The sequence below is a fragment of the Rhizobium sp. 62_C5_N11_2 genome, assembly GCF_051811185.1.
GTDB classification, from domain to species: Bacteria; Pseudomonadota; Alphaproteobacteria; order Rhizobiales; family Rhizobiaceae; genus Rhizobium; species Rhizobium leguminosarum.
Genome location: NZ_JBPWPW010000001.1, coordinates 2,777,747 through 2,794,259, shown reverse-complemented (window position 1 = coordinate 2,794,259; position 16,513 = coordinate 2,777,747). Strand labels below are relative to the sequence as shown.

Annotated in this window: 13 protein-coding genes and 1 other RNA gene; 8 read left to right on the top strand and 6 right to left on the bottom strand. The window is 62.2% G+C overall.

The window, feature by feature from the left end:
• Nucleotides 1–157 precede the first annotated feature (157 nt).
• The gene (locus AB8B31_RS14115) at nt 158–1,570 is read left to right on the top strand and encodes an FAD-binding oxidoreductase (RefSeq protein ID WP_018242820.1); all 1,413 of its coding nucleotides are present in this window, start codon (nt 158–160) and stop codon (nt 1,568–1,570) included.
• Between the two features lie 202 nt (nt 1,571–1,772).
• On the top strand, nt 1,773–5,483 hold the full coding sequence (locus AB8B31_RS14110; protein ID WP_130652751.1) for an AsmA family protein: 3,711 nt from the start codon (nt 1,773–1,775) through the stop codon (nt 5,481–5,483).
• Between the two features lie 105 nt (nt 5,484–5,588).
• On the opposite strand, the gene AB8B31_RS14105 is transcribed toward AB8B31_RS14110, so the two are convergent.
• The 4 genes from AB8B31_RS14105 to ssrA form a co-directional block, all read right to left on the bottom strand.
• Nucleotides 5,589–5,813 carry a ribbon-helix-helix domain-containing protein gene (locus AB8B31_RS14105; protein WP_018242818.1) on the bottom strand — a complete coding sequence of 75 codons (225 nt, stop codon included), beginning with the start codon at nt 5,811–5,813 and terminating at the stop codon, nt 5,589–5,591.
• 159 nt (nt 5,814–5,972) lie between these two features.
• Nucleotides 5,973–6,167, bottom strand: coding sequence for a DUF4169 family protein (locus AB8B31_RS14100; protein WP_018242817.1), 195 nt, complete (start codon nt 6,165–6,167; stop codon nt 5,973–5,975).
• 50 nt (nt 6,168–6,217) lie between these two features.
• Entirely contained in the window at nt 6,218–6,733 is a 516-nt protein-coding gene (locus tag AB8B31_RS14095) for an SspB family protein (RefSeq protein ID WP_018446518.1), read from the bottom strand.
• Between the two features lie 127 nt (nt 6,734–6,860).
• Nucleotides 6,861–7,223, bottom strand: a transfer-messenger RNA (tmRNA) gene (ssrA, locus tag AB8B31_RS14090).
• A gap of 111 nt (nt 7,224–7,334) precedes the next feature.
• Between ssrA and AB8B31_RS14085 the strand changes: the two genes are divergently transcribed.
• From AB8B31_RS14085 to AB8B31_RS14065, 5 genes are all read left to right on the top strand, one after another.
• Entirely contained in the window at nt 7,335–8,129 is a 795-nt protein-coding gene (locus tag AB8B31_RS14085; protein WP_018242815.1) for a thymidylate synthase, read from the top strand.
• Between the two features lie 13 nt (nt 8,130–8,142).
• On the top strand, nt 8,143–8,661 hold the full coding sequence (locus AB8B31_RS14080; RefSeq protein ID WP_047623387.1) for a dihydrofolate reductase: 519 nt from the start codon (nt 8,143–8,145) through the stop codon (nt 8,659–8,661).
• Between the two features lie 148 nt (nt 8,662–8,809).
• Nucleotides 8,810–9,892 carry an FtsH protease activity modulator HflK gene (gene hflK, locus AB8B31_RS14075; protein WP_018446516.1) on the top strand — a complete coding sequence of 361 codons (1,083 nt, stop codon included), beginning with the start codon at nt 8,810–8,812 and terminating at the stop codon, nt 9,890–9,892.
• Between the two features lie 3 nt (nt 9,893–9,895).
• Nucleotides 9,896–10,852: a protease modulator HflC gene (gene hflC, locus AB8B31_RS14070; RefSeq protein WP_018242812.1), complete on the top strand. Its 957-nt coding sequence runs from the start codon at nt 9,896–9,898 to the stop codon at nt 10,850–10,852.
• A gap of 197 nt (nt 10,853–11,049) precedes the next feature.
• Nucleotides 11,050–12,825 carry a Do family serine endopeptidase gene (locus AB8B31_RS14065; protein ID WP_047623386.1) on the top strand — a complete coding sequence of 592 codons (1,776 nt, stop codon included), beginning with the start codon at nt 11,050–11,052 and terminating at the stop codon, nt 12,823–12,825.
• A gap of 330 nt (nt 12,826–13,155) precedes the next feature.
• Here the strand turns inward: AB8B31_RS14065 and serB are convergent, their stop codons facing one another.
• Nucleotides 13,156–14,046, bottom strand: coding sequence for a phosphoserine phosphatase SerB (gene serB, locus AB8B31_RS14060; protein ID WP_018242810.1), 891 nt, complete (start codon nt 14,044–14,046; stop codon nt 13,156–13,158).
• On the opposite strand from serB, the gene miaA reads away from it, so the two are divergent.
• Nucleotides 14,045–14,941 carry a tRNA (adenosine(37)-N6)-dimethylallyltransferase MiaA gene (gene miaA / locus AB8B31_RS14055; protein ID WP_130723522.1) on the top strand — a complete coding sequence of 299 codons (897 nt, stop codon included), beginning with the start codon at nt 14,045–14,047 and terminating at the stop codon, nt 14,939–14,941. The two genes, serB and miaA, sit on opposite strands and share 2 nt — an antisense overlap.
• Here miaA and AB8B31_RS14050 read toward each other — a convergent pair.
• Nucleotides 14,938–16,446 carry a PLP-dependent aminotransferase family protein gene (locus AB8B31_RS14050; protein WP_182563543.1) on the bottom strand — a complete coding sequence of 503 codons (1,509 nt, stop codon included), beginning with the start codon at nt 16,444–16,446 and terminating at the stop codon, nt 14,938–14,940. The genes miaA and AB8B31_RS14050 overlap by 4 nt on opposite strands.
• Nucleotides 16,447–16,513 lie beyond the last annotated feature (67 nt).

Below are 16,513 nucleotides of genomic sequence, written 5' to 3'. Positions count from 1 at the left end.
GGGGACTGCGGACCTGGCTATAACAACCGGCCTATAACAAAGTAGGAATGAAATCTTCTGCCAATCTTAACTGGACAGCCGCTTAGACTTGCCGCATACCCAGCCTGACCTGCGGAACACGATATGGTTTCTGCGGAATGGCAGGGAGATCAAAGGGATGGCGCTGAAGGACGCGAAGGCGGGCACACGCAACGAGGCCGGAATTGCCGCGGTGCTTGGTATTCTCAAGCAGAGCTTCGGTGAGCGTTTTCAGACCGGCCAGTCCTTCCGCGAACAACATGCCCATACGACCACTTACATCCCGCCGCAGCTGCCGGACGGTGTGCTCTTCGCCGAGAGCGCCGAGGACGTGAAGGTGGCGGTCAGGGCGTGTGCGACTCACAAGGTGCCGGTGATCGGCTTCGGTGTCGGCACCTCGCTGGAGGGCCAGGTCAATGCCGCCAATGGCGGTATTTCGATCGATTTCAGCCGCATGAACCGGGTGCTCGAGGTCAATCCGGAAGATCTCGACTGTACCGTCGAGCCGGGTGTGACACGCGAGGCGCTGAACATCCACCTGCGCGATACCGGCCTGTTCTTCCCGATCGATCCCGGCGCCAACGCCTCGATCGGCGGCATGGCCTCGACGCGGGCCTCCGGCACCAATGCCGTGCGCTACGGAACGATGAAGGACAATGTGCTTGCCGTCACCGCGGTCACCGCCAATGGCGAGGAGATCCGCACGGCCCGGCGCGCCCGCAAATCCTCGGCGGGCTACGACCTGACGCGGCTTTTCGTCGGCGCCGAGGGCACGCTCGGCATCCTGACCTCGGTAACGCTGCGCTTGCAGGCGATTCCGCAGAAGATCGCCGGAGGGGCCTGTGCCTTTCCGAGCATCAAGGCCGCTTGTGATGCCGTCATCATGACGATCCAGATGGGCATTCCGGTGGCGCGCATCGAGCTGCTCGACACGGTACAGATGCGGGCCTGCAACGCCTATTCCAAGCTCTCCTATGCCGAAAGCCCGACACTGTTCCTCGAATTTCACGGCACCGACGAGACGGTGCCGTTGCAATCGGCAGCCTTTGCCGAGATCGCGGCGGAATGCGGCGGCGGCGAATTCCTGTGGACGGCCAATGCCGAGGAACGGACGAAGCTCTGGAAGGCGCGCCACGACGCCTATTGGGCCGCAAGGGCGCTGGCGCCTGGGCTTGCCGCACTTTCGACCGATGTTTGTGTTCCGATATCGAGGCTCGCCGATTGTGTTTCCGAAACGCAGGCGGATATCGAGGAGCACGGGCTGTTGGGGCCGATTGTCGGCCATGCCGGCGACGGGAACTTCCATGTGCTGCTGTTGTTCGACGACAAAAGTGCCGAAGACATCGCCAGGGCTGAGAGCTTCGTGCAGCGGCTCAACCAGCGAGCGCTCGACCTGGACGGGACATGCACCGGCGAACACGGGATCGGGCAAGGCAAGATGGCGTTTCTGGAACAGGAGCTCGGCGGCGCGGTGGATCTGATGCGACAGGTGAAACAGGCGCTCGATCCAGACGATATCTTCAATCCCGGCAAGATTTTCCACCATGGCTGAAAACGGAATATTCTCATGAACTTGGGCCTTGCCCCCGGCATGAATAGCGCTAGAACAGAATGATGTTGGGCCAGCTCAACCTGAAATCTGAATCCTGTTCTCAAATAAAGAGTTAGAGCATGATGTCGTCCGAAAACCGCTCACACTTTTCGGCATCATGCTCTAGTGTCGGCAACAGAATCCCGAATGGAGACGCTTTGCATTGGTAGGCCGGTTCCTCGTCTTTCTGGGGGGAGTGATCGTCGTAGTGCTGTTTGTGGCGCTGCTTGCGCCGCTGTTCATCGACTGGACGGATTTCCGCAAGAATTTCGAGGATCAGGCAAGCCGCATTATCGGTAAGAAAGTCACCGTCTACGGCACGGTAGATGCGCGCCTGCTGCCGTTTCCATCGGTGACGCTGCATGATGTGCGCGTCGGCCAGGAAGCGGACGGCACGCCGATCGTCAAGGTCGAGCAGTTTTCCATGGATGCGGAGCTCGCACCTTTCCTGTCCGGCGAAGCGCTGATCTTCGACATGCGCATCGTCAATCCGAAGGTACGCTTGAGACTGCTCAAGGACGGCACGCTCGACTGGATGCGCGGCAGCCGCGCGGAAATACCGGCAAGGACCGTCGTTCTCGAAAACGTGCATGTCAGCGGCGGCGAGGTCGAATTCATCGACGACCAGTCGGGCCGCTCGCGTCGCATCACCGGCCTCAATGCGGAAATGTCGGCAAAGTCGCTGGCCGGCCCCTGGCGCATCGAGGGCGACGCTGCGCTTGACGGCGAGCACGGCGGCTTCTCGATCTCGAGCAGCCAGCCGGACGACAAGGGCGTGCTGCGCATGCGCACGAGGCTTTCGCCGGACAAGCACCCTGTCAGCGTCGATCTCGACGGCGAGCTGAAGCTCGTCGACAGCAAGCCGAATTATCAGGGCCAGCTTTCGGCGGCGATCGAGATCCGCAACAGCGCCAAGCCCGCCAACAAAAAAGAGCAGCCGCCGCGCGTCAAGGGCCGCTTCGAGCTCACCAATGAACGCATCCGCATTCCCGAATACCGGATGGAGATCGGCCCGACCGACGATCCCTATGTTATAACCGGCGAGGCGACGCTCGATACCGGCAATGCACCGGAATTCCTGCTGACCGCCGACGGGCAACAGATCGACGTCAACCGTATCGGCAATCAGGGCACTGCCGGCAAGACGACGCGCGATGCGGCTGTTTCGGCGCGCCAACGGCTGAATTCGCTGATCGATATCGTCGGGCAGGTGCCGATCCCGCAGGTGCCGGGCAAGGCGAGCGTCAAGCTGCCGGCGATCGTCGCCGGTGATACGACGTTGCGTGACGTGCAGTTGGAGCTCGAGCCGGCCGGCACCGGCTGGATGATCGACAGCGCCACCGGCACGCTGCCGGGGCGCACGCAGGTGGAAGGCAAGGGCAAGCTCCTGCTTCAGGGTGAGGCCTCGTTCAACGGCCAGATCGTGGTGGCTTCCAGCCAGCCGACCGGGCTTGCCTCCTGGCTTGCCGGCGCGGTCGATCCGGCCATCCGGCAACTGCGGCAGGCGGGCTTTTCCGCCAATGTCAGCCTGACGCATGAATTGCAGCGTTTCGAAAATCTCGAGATTGCCATCGGACCGGCGACGCTGAAGGGCCGGCTGGAGCGCCAGGCGATTTCCGGCCAGACGCCGACGCTGTCGGTGGCGCTAAACGGCGATACGCTCGATCTCGACGCGCTGCAGGCGCTGAGCGGGCTCATGACCGGCCAGGATGCCGGCGACAACGTGCTCGACCACAAGATCGCCGCCCAGCTTAAGGCCGACAAGTTCACCGCCTTCGGCGTCAGTGCCGACAATGTCGAGACCACCTTTACGATCGCCGATGGCGCGCTTGCCGTCGACCGGCTGTCGATCAAGGATATCGCAGGCGCCGAGCTGACGGCGACGGGCAGAGCGGAAGGCTCATTGCTCGACTACAAAGGCGCGGGTGAAATCACCTTCAAATCGGCCGATCCCGGCGGCTTCTTTACCATGCTGCGCGAGCACCTGCCGCATCACCCGGTGCTCGACCGGCTGGTGCGCAATGCCGGGTGGTACGGCAATACGGCGCTTCGCGGCGCGCTGACGCTCGGCGGCGACGAGGGCAACGCGCTGACGGTGACACTTGCCGGTGTCTCGAACGGCAGCCGCGTCAATCTCGACTACCGCATGTCCGACCTCTTGGCGCTGACCGGCAATGGCACGACGAGCCTTGAGGCAACGCTCGAAAACGCCGTGCCGTCCATCCTGTTCGGCCAGGCCGGGCTCGACCCGCTGCCGGTCGATGTCGGGGCCAATGGCCGCCTGACGCTGAAGGTGAAGGCATCGGGCAATGATCCCGCCGATGCGGCCCTGAGCTTTGCGACCGACCGGACCTCGTTCACCGCCAACGGCAAGGTCGATGTTCGGCCGGAGACCTTCATGAACGGCCAGATCGGGCTTTCGCTGGACAGTGCCGATATTGACCCCTATCTCATCATGAACGGCATCGCCCTGCCGCAGACCGGAACCGGGTTGCCGCTCGGCCTGCAGGTCAATGCCGCCGTCGACAGCGACAAGATCGTCTTTTCGGATCTCAAGGGGCATGCGGCCGATAACGAATTTTCAGGTGCGCTGACCTTCGACCGGAAGGCTGCGAAGACGACCGCGAGCGGTGGGCTGACACTCACCAAGGCCGATGCCGGCTGGCTCGGCGAGGCGGTGTTCGGCCAGATCGTCGATCCCGCCAACGGTCAGCTGACGACGGCGCCGCTGGGGCTGCCCATCTTCAAGGATCTCGACGTCAACGTGAAGCTGATGGCCAAGCAGTTCTGGCCGGGCCTGCCGGATACGGCGGTGTCGGACTTCACCAGCAACGTCGCCTACAAGGGCGACGAGTTGCAGCTCAACGACATGGCCGGCAACTGGGACGGTGGAAAGCTTTCCGGCAACCTGCTCTTCACCAATGCCAACGGCACCGGCTTCCTGCAGACGAAGCTTGCGCTTGCCGATTCCGATCTTTCCGGCGTCGTCTGGCTGCGCGACGGCGCGCCGATCGCCAACGGCAAGTTCGGATTGTCGCTGTCGATGGAGGCCTCGGGCAAGACGATCGGCGAAATTGCCAGCTCGCTCAATGGTTCGGGCGAACTGAGGCTTGGCGATACCAGCATACGCGGGCTGAATCTTGCCATCCTTCCGCCGCTGCTTGCCGCGACCGATACGATGCAGGAGCAGATCAATGCCGGCAAGGTGCATCCGATCATCGAAACGCTGCTCAGCAACGGCGAGGCGAAGCTGCCGCCGCTCGGCGTCCCCTTCAACATCACCGACGGGACGCTGAGGGTGCAGAATGTCACCGTCGCCAACGATCTCGCCCGCATCACCGCCGATGCGCAGATCGCGCTGCCGGAAGAGCGGGTCAGCGCGACGCTGGGTGTCGGGTTCAATCCGGGCACCGAAGCGCTTTCTGGTGCGGAGCCGGCGCTCAGGCTGAATTTTTCCGGCATGCTGCCATCACCCGGCAAGACGATGGATGTGACCGATATCACCAGCTATCTGTCGCTGCGCGCTTTCGAGCGCGAGCGCCGGCGGGTCGAACGGCTGCAGGCGATCGTGCTCGAAAAACAACGGCTGCGCCGCGAGGTGGCGCTCTATCGGTTCAACGACGCCGAGCGCATCAAGGCGGCCGAGATCGAGCAACAACGGCAGGCGGAGGAAGAGCGGCTGCGTGCACTGGCGCAGCAAGCAGCCGCTGTGAAGGCTGCTGCCGAGGCAGAGGCTGCACGCGCGGCGGAAGCCAAAGCGAAGGCGGATGCGCAAGCGAGGGCTGCCGCCGAGGCGGAAGCGGCACGGCGCAGCGGGCAAGCACAGCCGGGTCCGCTCAATTTTGACCAGTTGCCGGGCGTTCAGGCGCAGTGAGATTGCGTAGAATTTGATTCATGCAGGGCGTATCAGATCTTTGTTTTCATTGATTTTTCTCCCCAAATCGCCCCACGGTTTTGTGCAGCATGCATCAGGCCCGGGTCACGGCTGGCGGTCGCCCCCAGCCTTCAGCCAGGAAAGCACATGCAAGCGCAGCGCCGAGGACAGGTTGCTGTCCGGCGGGCGGTGGTCGTCGATTTCGGAGATCAGGGCGGCGAGCGGTATCGAACGGCCCGCGGCAATCATCTTCAGCTCGGCCCAGAACTCATCTTCAAGCGAAAAACTGGTGCGATGGCCGTGCAATGTCGCCGAATGCTTGCGGATCATGGAGCGCCTTCACATCCCGGTTATAGCGCCGAGCGTCCGCGAGGACGCGCTCAGGACGTTTTGTCAAATCATGCGTGGGTTGGCAGATCGATTCAAGGAAACCGCGCAAGTGGCTGATCGCAGAATCCATTCCAGCTTTTCAAGCTTTGCGTGAAACCCTCACGCGCCGTCGTCATCAGTCTCGATCCGGCCGTCGCGATGGATCTTGTCGGCCTTGTCGTTCAGGCTGCGGGTCAGTTGCTTTTCGGCCTTGGCGCGGCCGAAGGAAATACGGTTCTGTTCGGCCTGCTTCTCCTTTTCGGAGCGAGCCTGCTTCTTGCGGAACTGGCGCAGATTGATGATTTCGGCGCTCATGCGTTTGCCTGAATTCCCTATGAAAAAGGGAGGCTTGGCCTCCCTTCAAATCACTGTTTCTTGCGGAAGGAGTCGAGTGAGACGACGGAGCCCGGTTTCTTCTCTTCGCCATCGACGGGTTTTGCGCCCGCAGCGTCATCCGACTTTCCAGCCGCATCCACCGGATAGGCGGTGATTTCACCGGACGGCAATTCCTCGCCATCGGCGAGAGGCACGTCGAATTCGAGCTCGAAGTTGACGGAGGGATCGTAGAAGCCGCGGATCGCATTGAATGGGATGACCAGCTTTTCCGGAACGTCGGAGAAGGAAAGGCCGATCTCAAAATGCGTTTCGGTGATCTTCATGTCCCAGAACTGGTGCTGGATGACGATGGTCATCTGCTCGGGGTATTTCGACTTCAGATGCTGGGAGATGCGCACCCCGGTCGCGCCCGTGAGGAAGGTGATGAAGAAGTGATGATCACCGGGCAGGCGGCCCGTGGCTGCGACTTCCGCCAATACCTTGCGGATGACGCCGCGAAGTGCATCCTGTGCCAGAATGTCGTAGCGGATATGATCCTGCCCCATGCTTTTCCTGTCTTTCGTCGGTTCGGAGTCTTTTCACAAGGTTGTATGCCACGTCCGGGCGCCTTGGGAAAGACCGGAGCCGAGTCACGTTTTTAAGCAGCATACATGATTTCGGCGGCAGGGAGAAGGTGAAGGCTTCTGTTGCCAGGTGCCTTCGGACCCCGCCTAGAGGTGCGAACCACTAGGACTTTGATTGAAGTGTCACACCGCGATTAAGCAGCGAGACGAGCTTCCGCATAGTTGTCGTTTGCAACTACAATTTTAGCCCGATAACGGCGGTACAATGCCGAGCAAAAAGACGATCTTTACACCCTTGTCGATCCTGTTTCGCCCCCATCAAAAGCCGGCCTTCGAGACCGCCGGTTTTTGGTGGAGGCGCCGGGTACCGCCCCCGGGTCCAATAGGTTTATTACACCGCTCGTTTATCGCCATAGCCGGCCCGAAAGCCAGCATGGGTGATATAGTGGTTTCCTCAGCCCAAGGAAAGGGCAAACGTCATAAAAGCGTTATGCGACCCATCAGAAACATTGGGAAAATGCCCGGCGGTGATTGGTTTCCCGGTTCTGAAGGCTTAAATTAGCCGAAACGGAATCAGCGCGACATGAAGCAATATCTCGATCTCTTGAATCATGTGATGGAAAAGGGCTCCGACCGGGGCGACCGCACCGGCACCGGCACACGCTCAGTCTTCGGCTACCAGATGCGCTTCGATCTGGAAGAGGGCTTCCCCGTCCTCACCACGAAGAAGCTGCATCTGCGCTCGATCATCCACGAGCTTCTCTGGTTCCTGAAGGGCGAGACGAATATCCGCTATCTCAAGGAGAACGGCGTTTCGATCTGGGACGAATGGGCCGATGAAAACGGCGATCTCGGGCCTGTTTACGGCGCCCAGTGGCGCTCCTGGCCAGCGCCCGACGGCGGCCATATCGACCAGATCGCCAATCTCGTCAAAGGCATCGTCAACAATCCGAATTCGCGCCGCCACATCGTCTCGGCCTGGAATCCGGCCGAAGTGGACGAAATGGCGCTGCCGCCCTGCCATTGCCTGTTCCAGTTCTATGTGGCTGATGGCAAGCTTTCCTGCCAGCTCTACCAGCGCTCGGCCGATATCTTCCTCGGCGTGCCGTTCAATATCGCTTCCTATGCGCTGCTGACGATGATGGTGGCTCAGGTGACCGGACTGAAGCCTGGCGATTTCGTCCACACGCTCGGCGACACCCATCTCTATCACAACCATTTCGACCAGGCGAAACTGCAGCTTGCACGCCGGCCGAAGCCGCTGCCGTTCATGCGCATCAATCCTGAGGTGAAGGACATTTTCGGCTTCACCTTCGACGATTTCGAGCTGATCGGCTACGAGGCCGATGCCAGCATCAAGGCGCCGATCGCCGTCTGATCCAGGATATTCCATGGCCGACATCCGCAGGACCATTATCGCCGCCGTTGCCCGCAACGGCATTATCGGCCGCGACGGCGACATGCCGTGGCGGCTTTCGAGCGACCTCAAGCGCTTCAAGGCGCTGACATTGGGCAAGCCTGTGGTGATGGGCCGCAAGACCTACGATTCGATCGGCAGGCCGCTGCCGGGACGGCCGAACGTCGTCATCTCGCGGCAGGCGGCGATAGACCATCCTGATGTCTCCATGGCCCATACGCTGCCGGAGGCGATGACGGCGGCCGAAAGGCTGGCGCTCGAAACCGGCGTCGACGAAATCTGCATTCTGGGCGGCGGGCAGGTCTATGCCCAGGCGATCGGCCTTGCCGACCGGATGTGCATCACGCATGTCGAGGCTGATCTCGATGGAGACGCGTCGTTTCCCGTGATCGATCCCGACACCTGGCAGGCGGGGGAGGCGATCGCGGTTCCGGCCGGCGAAAAGGACAGCTATCCCACGCGTTTCATCGTCTACGAACGCCGTCACGCCTGAAAATGAACTATTTTCCAATTAAATTGACCAAGTTTCTCACGCTGCGTTGAAAGGCGATGCGGCGATACCTATAACGGTCACCAACGCGTCCGCCGGTCAGCCCCCACGGTTTCGGATGCGTGGAGACTTAACGAACAACGAGGTTTTGATGCCCTGGAGCAATCAGAATGGCGGCGGCGGCCCTTGGGGCGGCGGCGGCGGTAATAATCAGGGACCATGGGGACAGGGGCCGAACCGGCCGCGCGGTGGCGGCGGCAAGGGCGGACCGCCTGATCTGGAAGATATCATCCGGCGCGGCCAGGACCAACTGCGCAACATCATTCCCGGCGGCTTCAACGGCGGCGTGGCGGTGATCGTCGCGGCGATCGTCGCCGTCTTCTGGCTGATCCAGTGCATCTATGTCGTGCAGCCGGACGAACGCGGCGTCGAACTGCGGTTCGGCAAGCCGAAGGCCGAGATTTCCATGCCGGGCCTGCATTTCCACCTGTGGCCGATGGAGACCGTGGAGACGGTCAAGGTGACCGTGCAGCAATTGAACATCGGGGCGACTTCGGCATCGTCTTCGAACGGCCTGATGCTGTCCAGCGACAAGAGCGTCATCAACGTGCAGTTCGCTGTCTTCTACACCGTCAGCGATCCCAAGGCCTATCTCTTCAACGTCGAAAATCCGGCAGAGACGCTGCAGCAGGTTTCCGACAGTGCCATGCGTGAAATCGTTGGCCGGCGTCCGGCGCAGGACGCCTTCCGCAGTAATCGCCAGCCGATCGAAGTGGATGTGCTCAATATCCTGCAGGACACGATGAACCGCTATGGCGCGGGCGTGACCGTGACCGGCGTGACGATCCAGAACGTGGCGCCGCCGCGGGAAGTCGCCGATGCTTTCGAAGAAGTCCAGCGTGCCGGCCGTGACCGCGATAGCACGATCGAAGAGGCCAATCGCTACACGAACCAAAAGCTCGGCCAGGCGCGAGGCGATGCGGCCAGAATCCGCGAAGATTCAGCCGCGTACAAGGACCGTGTGGTGAAGGAGGCGGAAGGTGAGGCGCAGCGGTTCACGGCGATCAACGACGAATATTCCAAGGCGCCCGATGTGACCCGCAAGCGGTTGTACCTCGAAACGATGGAGCAGGTGCTGAAGAACTCCCGGAAGGTCATCATCGACGAGAAGCAGGGCGTCCTGCCCTATCTGCCGCTCAATGAGCTCGGCAAACCGGCGCAACAGGGAGGTTGAGTCATGACATCGAACAGACTTCCCATCATTCTCCTCATCCTCGCCATTGTGCTGGTCGGGCTTTATTCGTCCATCTTCGTGGTGAATGCACGTGAGCAGGCCATCGTCGTCCGCTTCGGCCAGATCCAGTCGGTCAAGACCGAGCCTGGGATTTATTTCAAGCTGCCTTTCGGCTTCATGGATGCCGACCGCGTTCAGCTGGTCGAAAAGCAGGCGCTGAGGCTCGATCTCGACAATATCCGCGTTCAGGTCCAGGACGGCCAGACCTTCGACGTCGATGCCTTCGTGATCTATAACATCTCGGATGTTCGCCGTTTCCGCGAAACGGTGTCGGGTGATCGCGAGGCTGCGGAAGCGCGGTTGAGGGCGCAGCTCGATTCATCGCTTCGCCGCGTCTACGGTCTGCGTGACTACAATGCCGCGCTCTCGGAAGAGCGTGTCGCAATGATGCTGGAGATTCGCGACGATCTGCGCACGGATGCCGAAAATCTCGGCCTGCATATAGACGACGTTCGCATCCGCCGCACCGACCTTTCGCCGGAGGTTGCGCCGAACACCTATAATGCCATGCGTTCGGAACGCCTTGCCGAGGCGGAGCGCATCCGTGCTGAGGGCAATGAGGAAGGCCAAAGGCGGCGCGCCATCGCCGACCGTCAGGTTGTCGAGCTCACCGCGGGCGCCCAGCGTGATGCGGAAATCCTTCGAGGCCAGGGCGATGCGGAACGCAACCGCGTCTTCGCCGAAGTCTTCAGCAAGGATCCAGCCTTCTTCGAGTTCTATCGCTCGATGGCGGCCTATTCCTCCGCTCTCTCGTCGCAGGACACGACGCTGGTGCTGTCGCCGAATTCGGAATTCTTCCGCTATTTCGACAATGCCGCCGGCACTCTGCAGCCGTCGCCAGCAAGCCCGGCAGTGCCGGCTCCGGCAGCGCCTGGGGCTCCTGCCCAGCCGACGAATTGAAGCAGGGGATACCCCGATAATCCTGGAAGGGCCGGCCCGAGTGCCGGCCCTTTTTTCGTGGAATGGTCGCTATAATTGGGCTTTTGCGAGGCCACGTCACATTGCACGGGGATTTCGCGAAAAGGTGATTTCGCCCTCCATCATTCCGCCTTATGCTGGTGCTCAATGTGCGCATGTACCCCTTATGAGGAAGCTTGATGGCCCCCACGATTCGCTCGCCCTTCAGACGAACGCTCGCGCTTATGGCCAGCGCTGCAATTCTTGCGCATGCCGGCATGAACGGGGTCGCCTACGCCCAAACCGCGCCTGAGACGACAGCACCCGGGGTTGCGACGCCCGCTCCGGTTACTCCTGAGCCGGCTGCTCCCGCACCCACACCGCCGGCCGCGGCTGCACCGGAAACAGCTGCTCCCGCTCCTACGCCTCCCGTACCCGCCGCACCGCAGCAGGCCGCCCCGAGCCAGGCCGTCGTACCGAATAACGGCCCGGCTTCGGTCGCCGATCTTGCCGAGGGGCTGCTCGACGCGGTGGTCAACATCTCGACCTCGCAGAATGTGAAGGACGACGAGGGCGCAGGCCCGGCGCCGCGCGCGCCCGACGGCTCGCCTTTCCAGGAATTCTTCAACGATTTCTTCAACAAGCAGCAGGGCAACAAGGGCGGCAACCACAATGTCAGCTCGCTCGGCTCCGGCTTCGTTATCGATCCGGCCGGCTATATCGTCACCAATAACCACGTGATCGAGGGCGCCGACGACATCGAGATCAATTTCGCCAACGGTTCGAAGCTCAAGGCGAAGCTGATCGGCACCGACACGAAGACCGATCTTTCGGTGCTGAAGGTCGAGCCGAAGGCACCGCTGAAGTCCGTGAAATTCGGCGATTCCAGCAAGATGCGCATCGGCGACTGGGTGATGGCGATCGGCAATCCGTTCGGCTTCGGCGGTTCGGTGACGGTCGGCATCATTTCCGGGCGCGGCCGCAACATCAATGCCGGCCCCTACGACAACTTCATCCAGACGGATGCGGCGATCAACAAGGGCAATTCCGGCGGCCCGCTCTTCAACATGAAGGGTGAAGTGATCGGCATCAACACGGCGATCATTTCGCCGAGCGGTGGCTCGATCGGCATCGGTTTCTCGGTGCCGTCGGAGCTTGCCTCCGGCGTTGTCGACCAGTTGCGCGAATATGGCGAGACGCGGCGCGGCTGGCTCGGCGTGCGCATCCAGCCGGTGACTGACGATATCGCCGACAGCCTCGGGCTCGACACTGCAAAGGGCGCGCTGGTCGCCGGCGTCATCAAGGGTGGCCCAGTCGACGACGGCTCGATCAAGGCGGGCGACGTCATTTTGAAATTCGACGGCAAGACCGTCAGCGAAATGCGCGACCTGCCGCGTGTCGTGGCGGAAAGCACAGTCGGCAAGGAAGTCGATGTGGTGGTGCTGCGCGACGGCAAGGAGCAGACCGTCAAGGTGAAGCTTGGCCGGCTTGAGGACAGCGATCAGGCGGCTGCATCCGATGATGCGGCGCCTGATGGTTCGCAGGATGACGGCGTGATCACCCCGGACCCCGGCGAGAACAACGACATGGACCAGCCGGATACCGGCGATCAGGCCCAACCCGCACCTGATACACCCGACCAGCATAAGGGCCAGGTGTCGCCGGATGCTGCAACGCCGAAGAACGTGCTCGGGCTGTCGCTGTCGCTGTTGAGCGCCGAGACGCGCAAGGCCTTCGGGATTGCCGAGAGCGTCGACGGCGTCGTCGTCACAGAGGTGACGCCCGGCTCCGCCTCCGCCGAAAAGGGGTTGAAGCCCGGCGACGTGATCGTCGAGGTGGCGCAGGAGTTCATGAAGTCGCCGGATGCGGTCGCCGCCAAGGTGCAGGCGCTGAAACAGGAGGGCCGCCGCAACGCCCAGCTGATGATCGCATCGGCGAATGGTGATCTGCGGTTCGTGGCGGTGCCGATGGAATAAGGGAGCTACGGCGGTAGTGAATTAGCCGCCGTACTCTCCAACTCTCCCTCATTCCTCTGCTTGTCATAGGAATCCAGTGCGCCTAAGTCCTTGGGCGCAGAAAACTCTTCTCTCCTGACGTAAGTCACTCACCGCGCAGACGCGCGGTGGCTGGTTTCCTGTGACGAGCACAGGAATGAGGGCGGAGAGGGTGTGCCGGGGGGCCTTTCGAAACGGAATCGGTGGCCTAACGGTCCGGAGGTGACAGGCTATTTGGCGGGTTTACGGAGGTTGCCTTCCGTACGAGCCACCAGCGATCAGCCCCGATTGGGAATGTCGCTGGTATCGCGCTCATACCGTCACGAAATCCGTCTTCCGGTAGCCCTGGATGTAGAGCAGTGCGGTCAGGTCGCCGTGGTTGATGCGCATCTGCGCTTCGGCAGCGACTGCCGGCTTGGCGTGGAGGGCGACGCCGGAGCCTGCAAGGTGCAACATGCCGAGATCGTTGGCGCCGTCACCAACGGCGATCGCTTCTTCCGGCGAAATGCCGAGGCGAGCCGAAATCTCGTTCAGCGCATCGACCTTCGCCTGCTTGCCGAGGATTGGTTCGGCGACGAAGCCGGAGAGAATGCCGCCGTCTTCGAGCAGTGTGTTGGCGCGGTTCTCGTCGAAGCCGAGAGTGGCGGCGATGCGGCTGGTGAAGACGGTGAAGCCGCCGGAGACAAGCGCGGTGTAATGGCCTTTCGACTTCATGGTGGCAAGCAGTTCCGGGCCGCCCGGGGTGAGCGTGATGCGCTTGGCGATCACCTCGTCGACGACCGATATCGGCAGGCCCTTCAGCAGCGCGACACGCTCACGCAGGGCAGGCTCGAAGGCGATCTCGCCGTTCATGGCGCGGGCGGTAATGGTCGCGACCTTCTCTTTCAGGCCGACTTCGGCGGCGAGTTCATCGATGCATTCCTGGCCGATCATCGTCGAATCCATGTCGGCGATCAGCAGCTTCTTGCGGCGGGTTTCCTGCTCCTGGATGACGAGATCGATCGGTGCGTTTGATATGACGGCAAGGATATTGGCCTCGGCCGCTTGCGCATCGGTGCCGTCGCGCAGCGCGATGTCGCAGGCAACGCCATCGGCCAGCCAGTAGAGACCGGAAGCGTTCACGGCCTCGGCCGCCTGCTCGGCGATTTCGGGTGTCAGCACGGGATTTGACGGATTGGCAACAAGCGTGGCAACGAGGGCCATGATGGAAAACCTTCTGAGCACAGTGAACGCGATCCTGATAACCGGGCCGACCGCCAGCGGCAAGTCCGCGCTCGCCGTCGAATTGGCCAAGCGCCATGATGGCGTGGTCGTCAACGCCGACAGCATGCAGGTCTACGACACGCTGCGGGTGCTGACCGCGCGCCCGTCGGAAGAGGAGATGCAGGGCGTGCCGCATCATCTCTACGGCCACGTGCCGGCCGGTGCGGCCTATTCCACAGGCGGCTGGCTACGGGATGTCTCGGCATTGCTGCCGACGCTCAGGGCCGCAGGGCGGCTGCCGGTCTTCGTCGGCGGCACGGGGCTTTATTTCAAGGCGTTGACCGGTGGTCTCTCAGATATGCCCGAGATACCGGAGGCCCTGCGGAAGGCACTCAGGTCGCGGCTGCTGGAGGAGGGCACCGACGGGCTCTATGCCGAACTCGCGGTGGCCGATCCCGCCATGGCGGCAAGCCTCAACCGCCAGGATGGGCAGCGGATCGTGCGGGCGCTGGAGGTGATGAAGGCGACGGGGCGGTCGATCGCCGATTTCCAGGGCCAGTCGGGACCGGTGATCATCGACGCCGATGAGGCCCGCAAGGTCGTCGTGCTGCCGGATAGGGCGGTGCTGCATCAGCGCATCAACGGGCGTTTCGAAAAGATGCTGCAGCAAGGCGCGGAAGACGAAGTAAGGGCGCTGCTTGCGCTCGACCTGCCGGCCGAGGCGCCTGTGATGAAGGCAATCGGCGTGTCGCAGATTACGGCGATGGTCAGGGGTGAGATGACGCGCGACGAGGTGCTGGAGAAGGGGGCTGCGGCGACGCGGCAATATGCCAAGCGGCAAATGACATGGTTCCGCAACCAGATGGACGATAGCTGGGAACGGCTGACAGTTTAGGTTTCAGTTTGTTGCGGGCCTCCCGCTTGAGACATCTGCTGGCTCAACAGTTCGACGAGTTCGCCAACCGCCGCCTGTAGCTGGTCCGCCAGAAATCCGCCGAAGCCCAGCATCAGGCCGGGGCGTGCCGGCCGCGCGGAATACATCGGGGAGATCGCGCGCACGGCAAGGCCGGCCGACAGGGCACGGGCTGCGAGTTGCACGTCATCGACCTCCTCGGGCAGCCATAGAAGAATATGCATGCCCTGGTCGCTCTGCTGGACGCAGCACCCCTCCGGCAAGGCCCGCTCGAGCGCCGAGAGCAGAACAGCGCGGCGTTCGGCATAGAGGCCACGGATGCGCCGGATATGCGCTTCGAAATAGCCTTCCCGCATGTAGGCCGCCAGAACGTGCTGTTCGGCGATCGGCGAATGCCGGTCGAGAATGGCACGGGCGCCGGCAAAGGCTTCTGCGAGTGGAGGAGGGGCGATGACGTAGCCGAGGCGCAGGGAGGGAAAGAGCACCTTGCTAAACGTGCCGAGATAGATGACGCGTGACGGACGCAATCCCTGCATTGAGGGAAATGGGTGTCCGGCATAACGCAGCTCGCTGTCGTAGTCGTCCTCGACGATCCAGGCACGATTTTGGTCGGCCCAGGCTATCAGGGCATTGCGTCGGGCCATGCTGAGCGGCATGCCGATCGGATATTGGTGCGAAGGGGTCACGAATGCGGCGCGCGCCTGGGGACATAGCTCGAGGCCGCGTTCCACGTTCATTCCCTGTGCATCGACCGGCAGGCGGTGCGTCCGGACGCCGAGATCGTCGAGCACTGCCGTCAGGCCGGGATAGGCCGGGTCCTCGGCCCATACCGGATCGTCACGCGAGAGAAGGACCCGCCCCGCCATATAGAGACCTTGCTGAGTGCCTGATGTGACGATGACCTGTTCCGGCTCGCAATGAACGGCCCGCGCACGGCGGACGTGGTCGGCAATGGCAAGCCTGAGTTCGAGCAGACCCATCGGGTCGTGGTAACCCGAGGGTGCGGCCTGTCTCGACGCGCGCACGCGGTTGCCGAGACGGCGCCAGTTGTCGTCGGGCGCAATGCCGGAAGCCGGGACGGCGATGGCAAAGGGAACGGGCGGGTGCGGGGTGAGCGCACGGGCGATGGCGATCAGCCGAGCAGCCTGGGAAGGCAGATCGACGGCATCCACGGCAGACGGCACCGCCGGTGCAGGCGGGGGCGCCGGCGTGGTGTCAATCAGATCAGCGGCAACACGGGTTCCGGCTCCGACCCGCGCTTCGAGATAGCCTTCGGCGGTCAACTGATCGAACACCTCGACGACAGTGCCGCGCGCGATCTTCAGTGAAGCTGCAAGGCTACGCGTCGAAGGAAGGCGTTCGCCTGGCCTCAGATCACTGCAGGCGATTGCGTTCCGCAGGGCCTGCGCAAGCTGGCGACCGACATTGTCCGTTCGGTCGATTGCGTTGAGCGATGGGATTTCGATAGTGCTGCGCCGTTTGGACATCGCAAAATGGTCCATAGAGATTCTTCAAAAATGGCGCTTCATGGTGAACCAATTTTCGAAGAAAAGG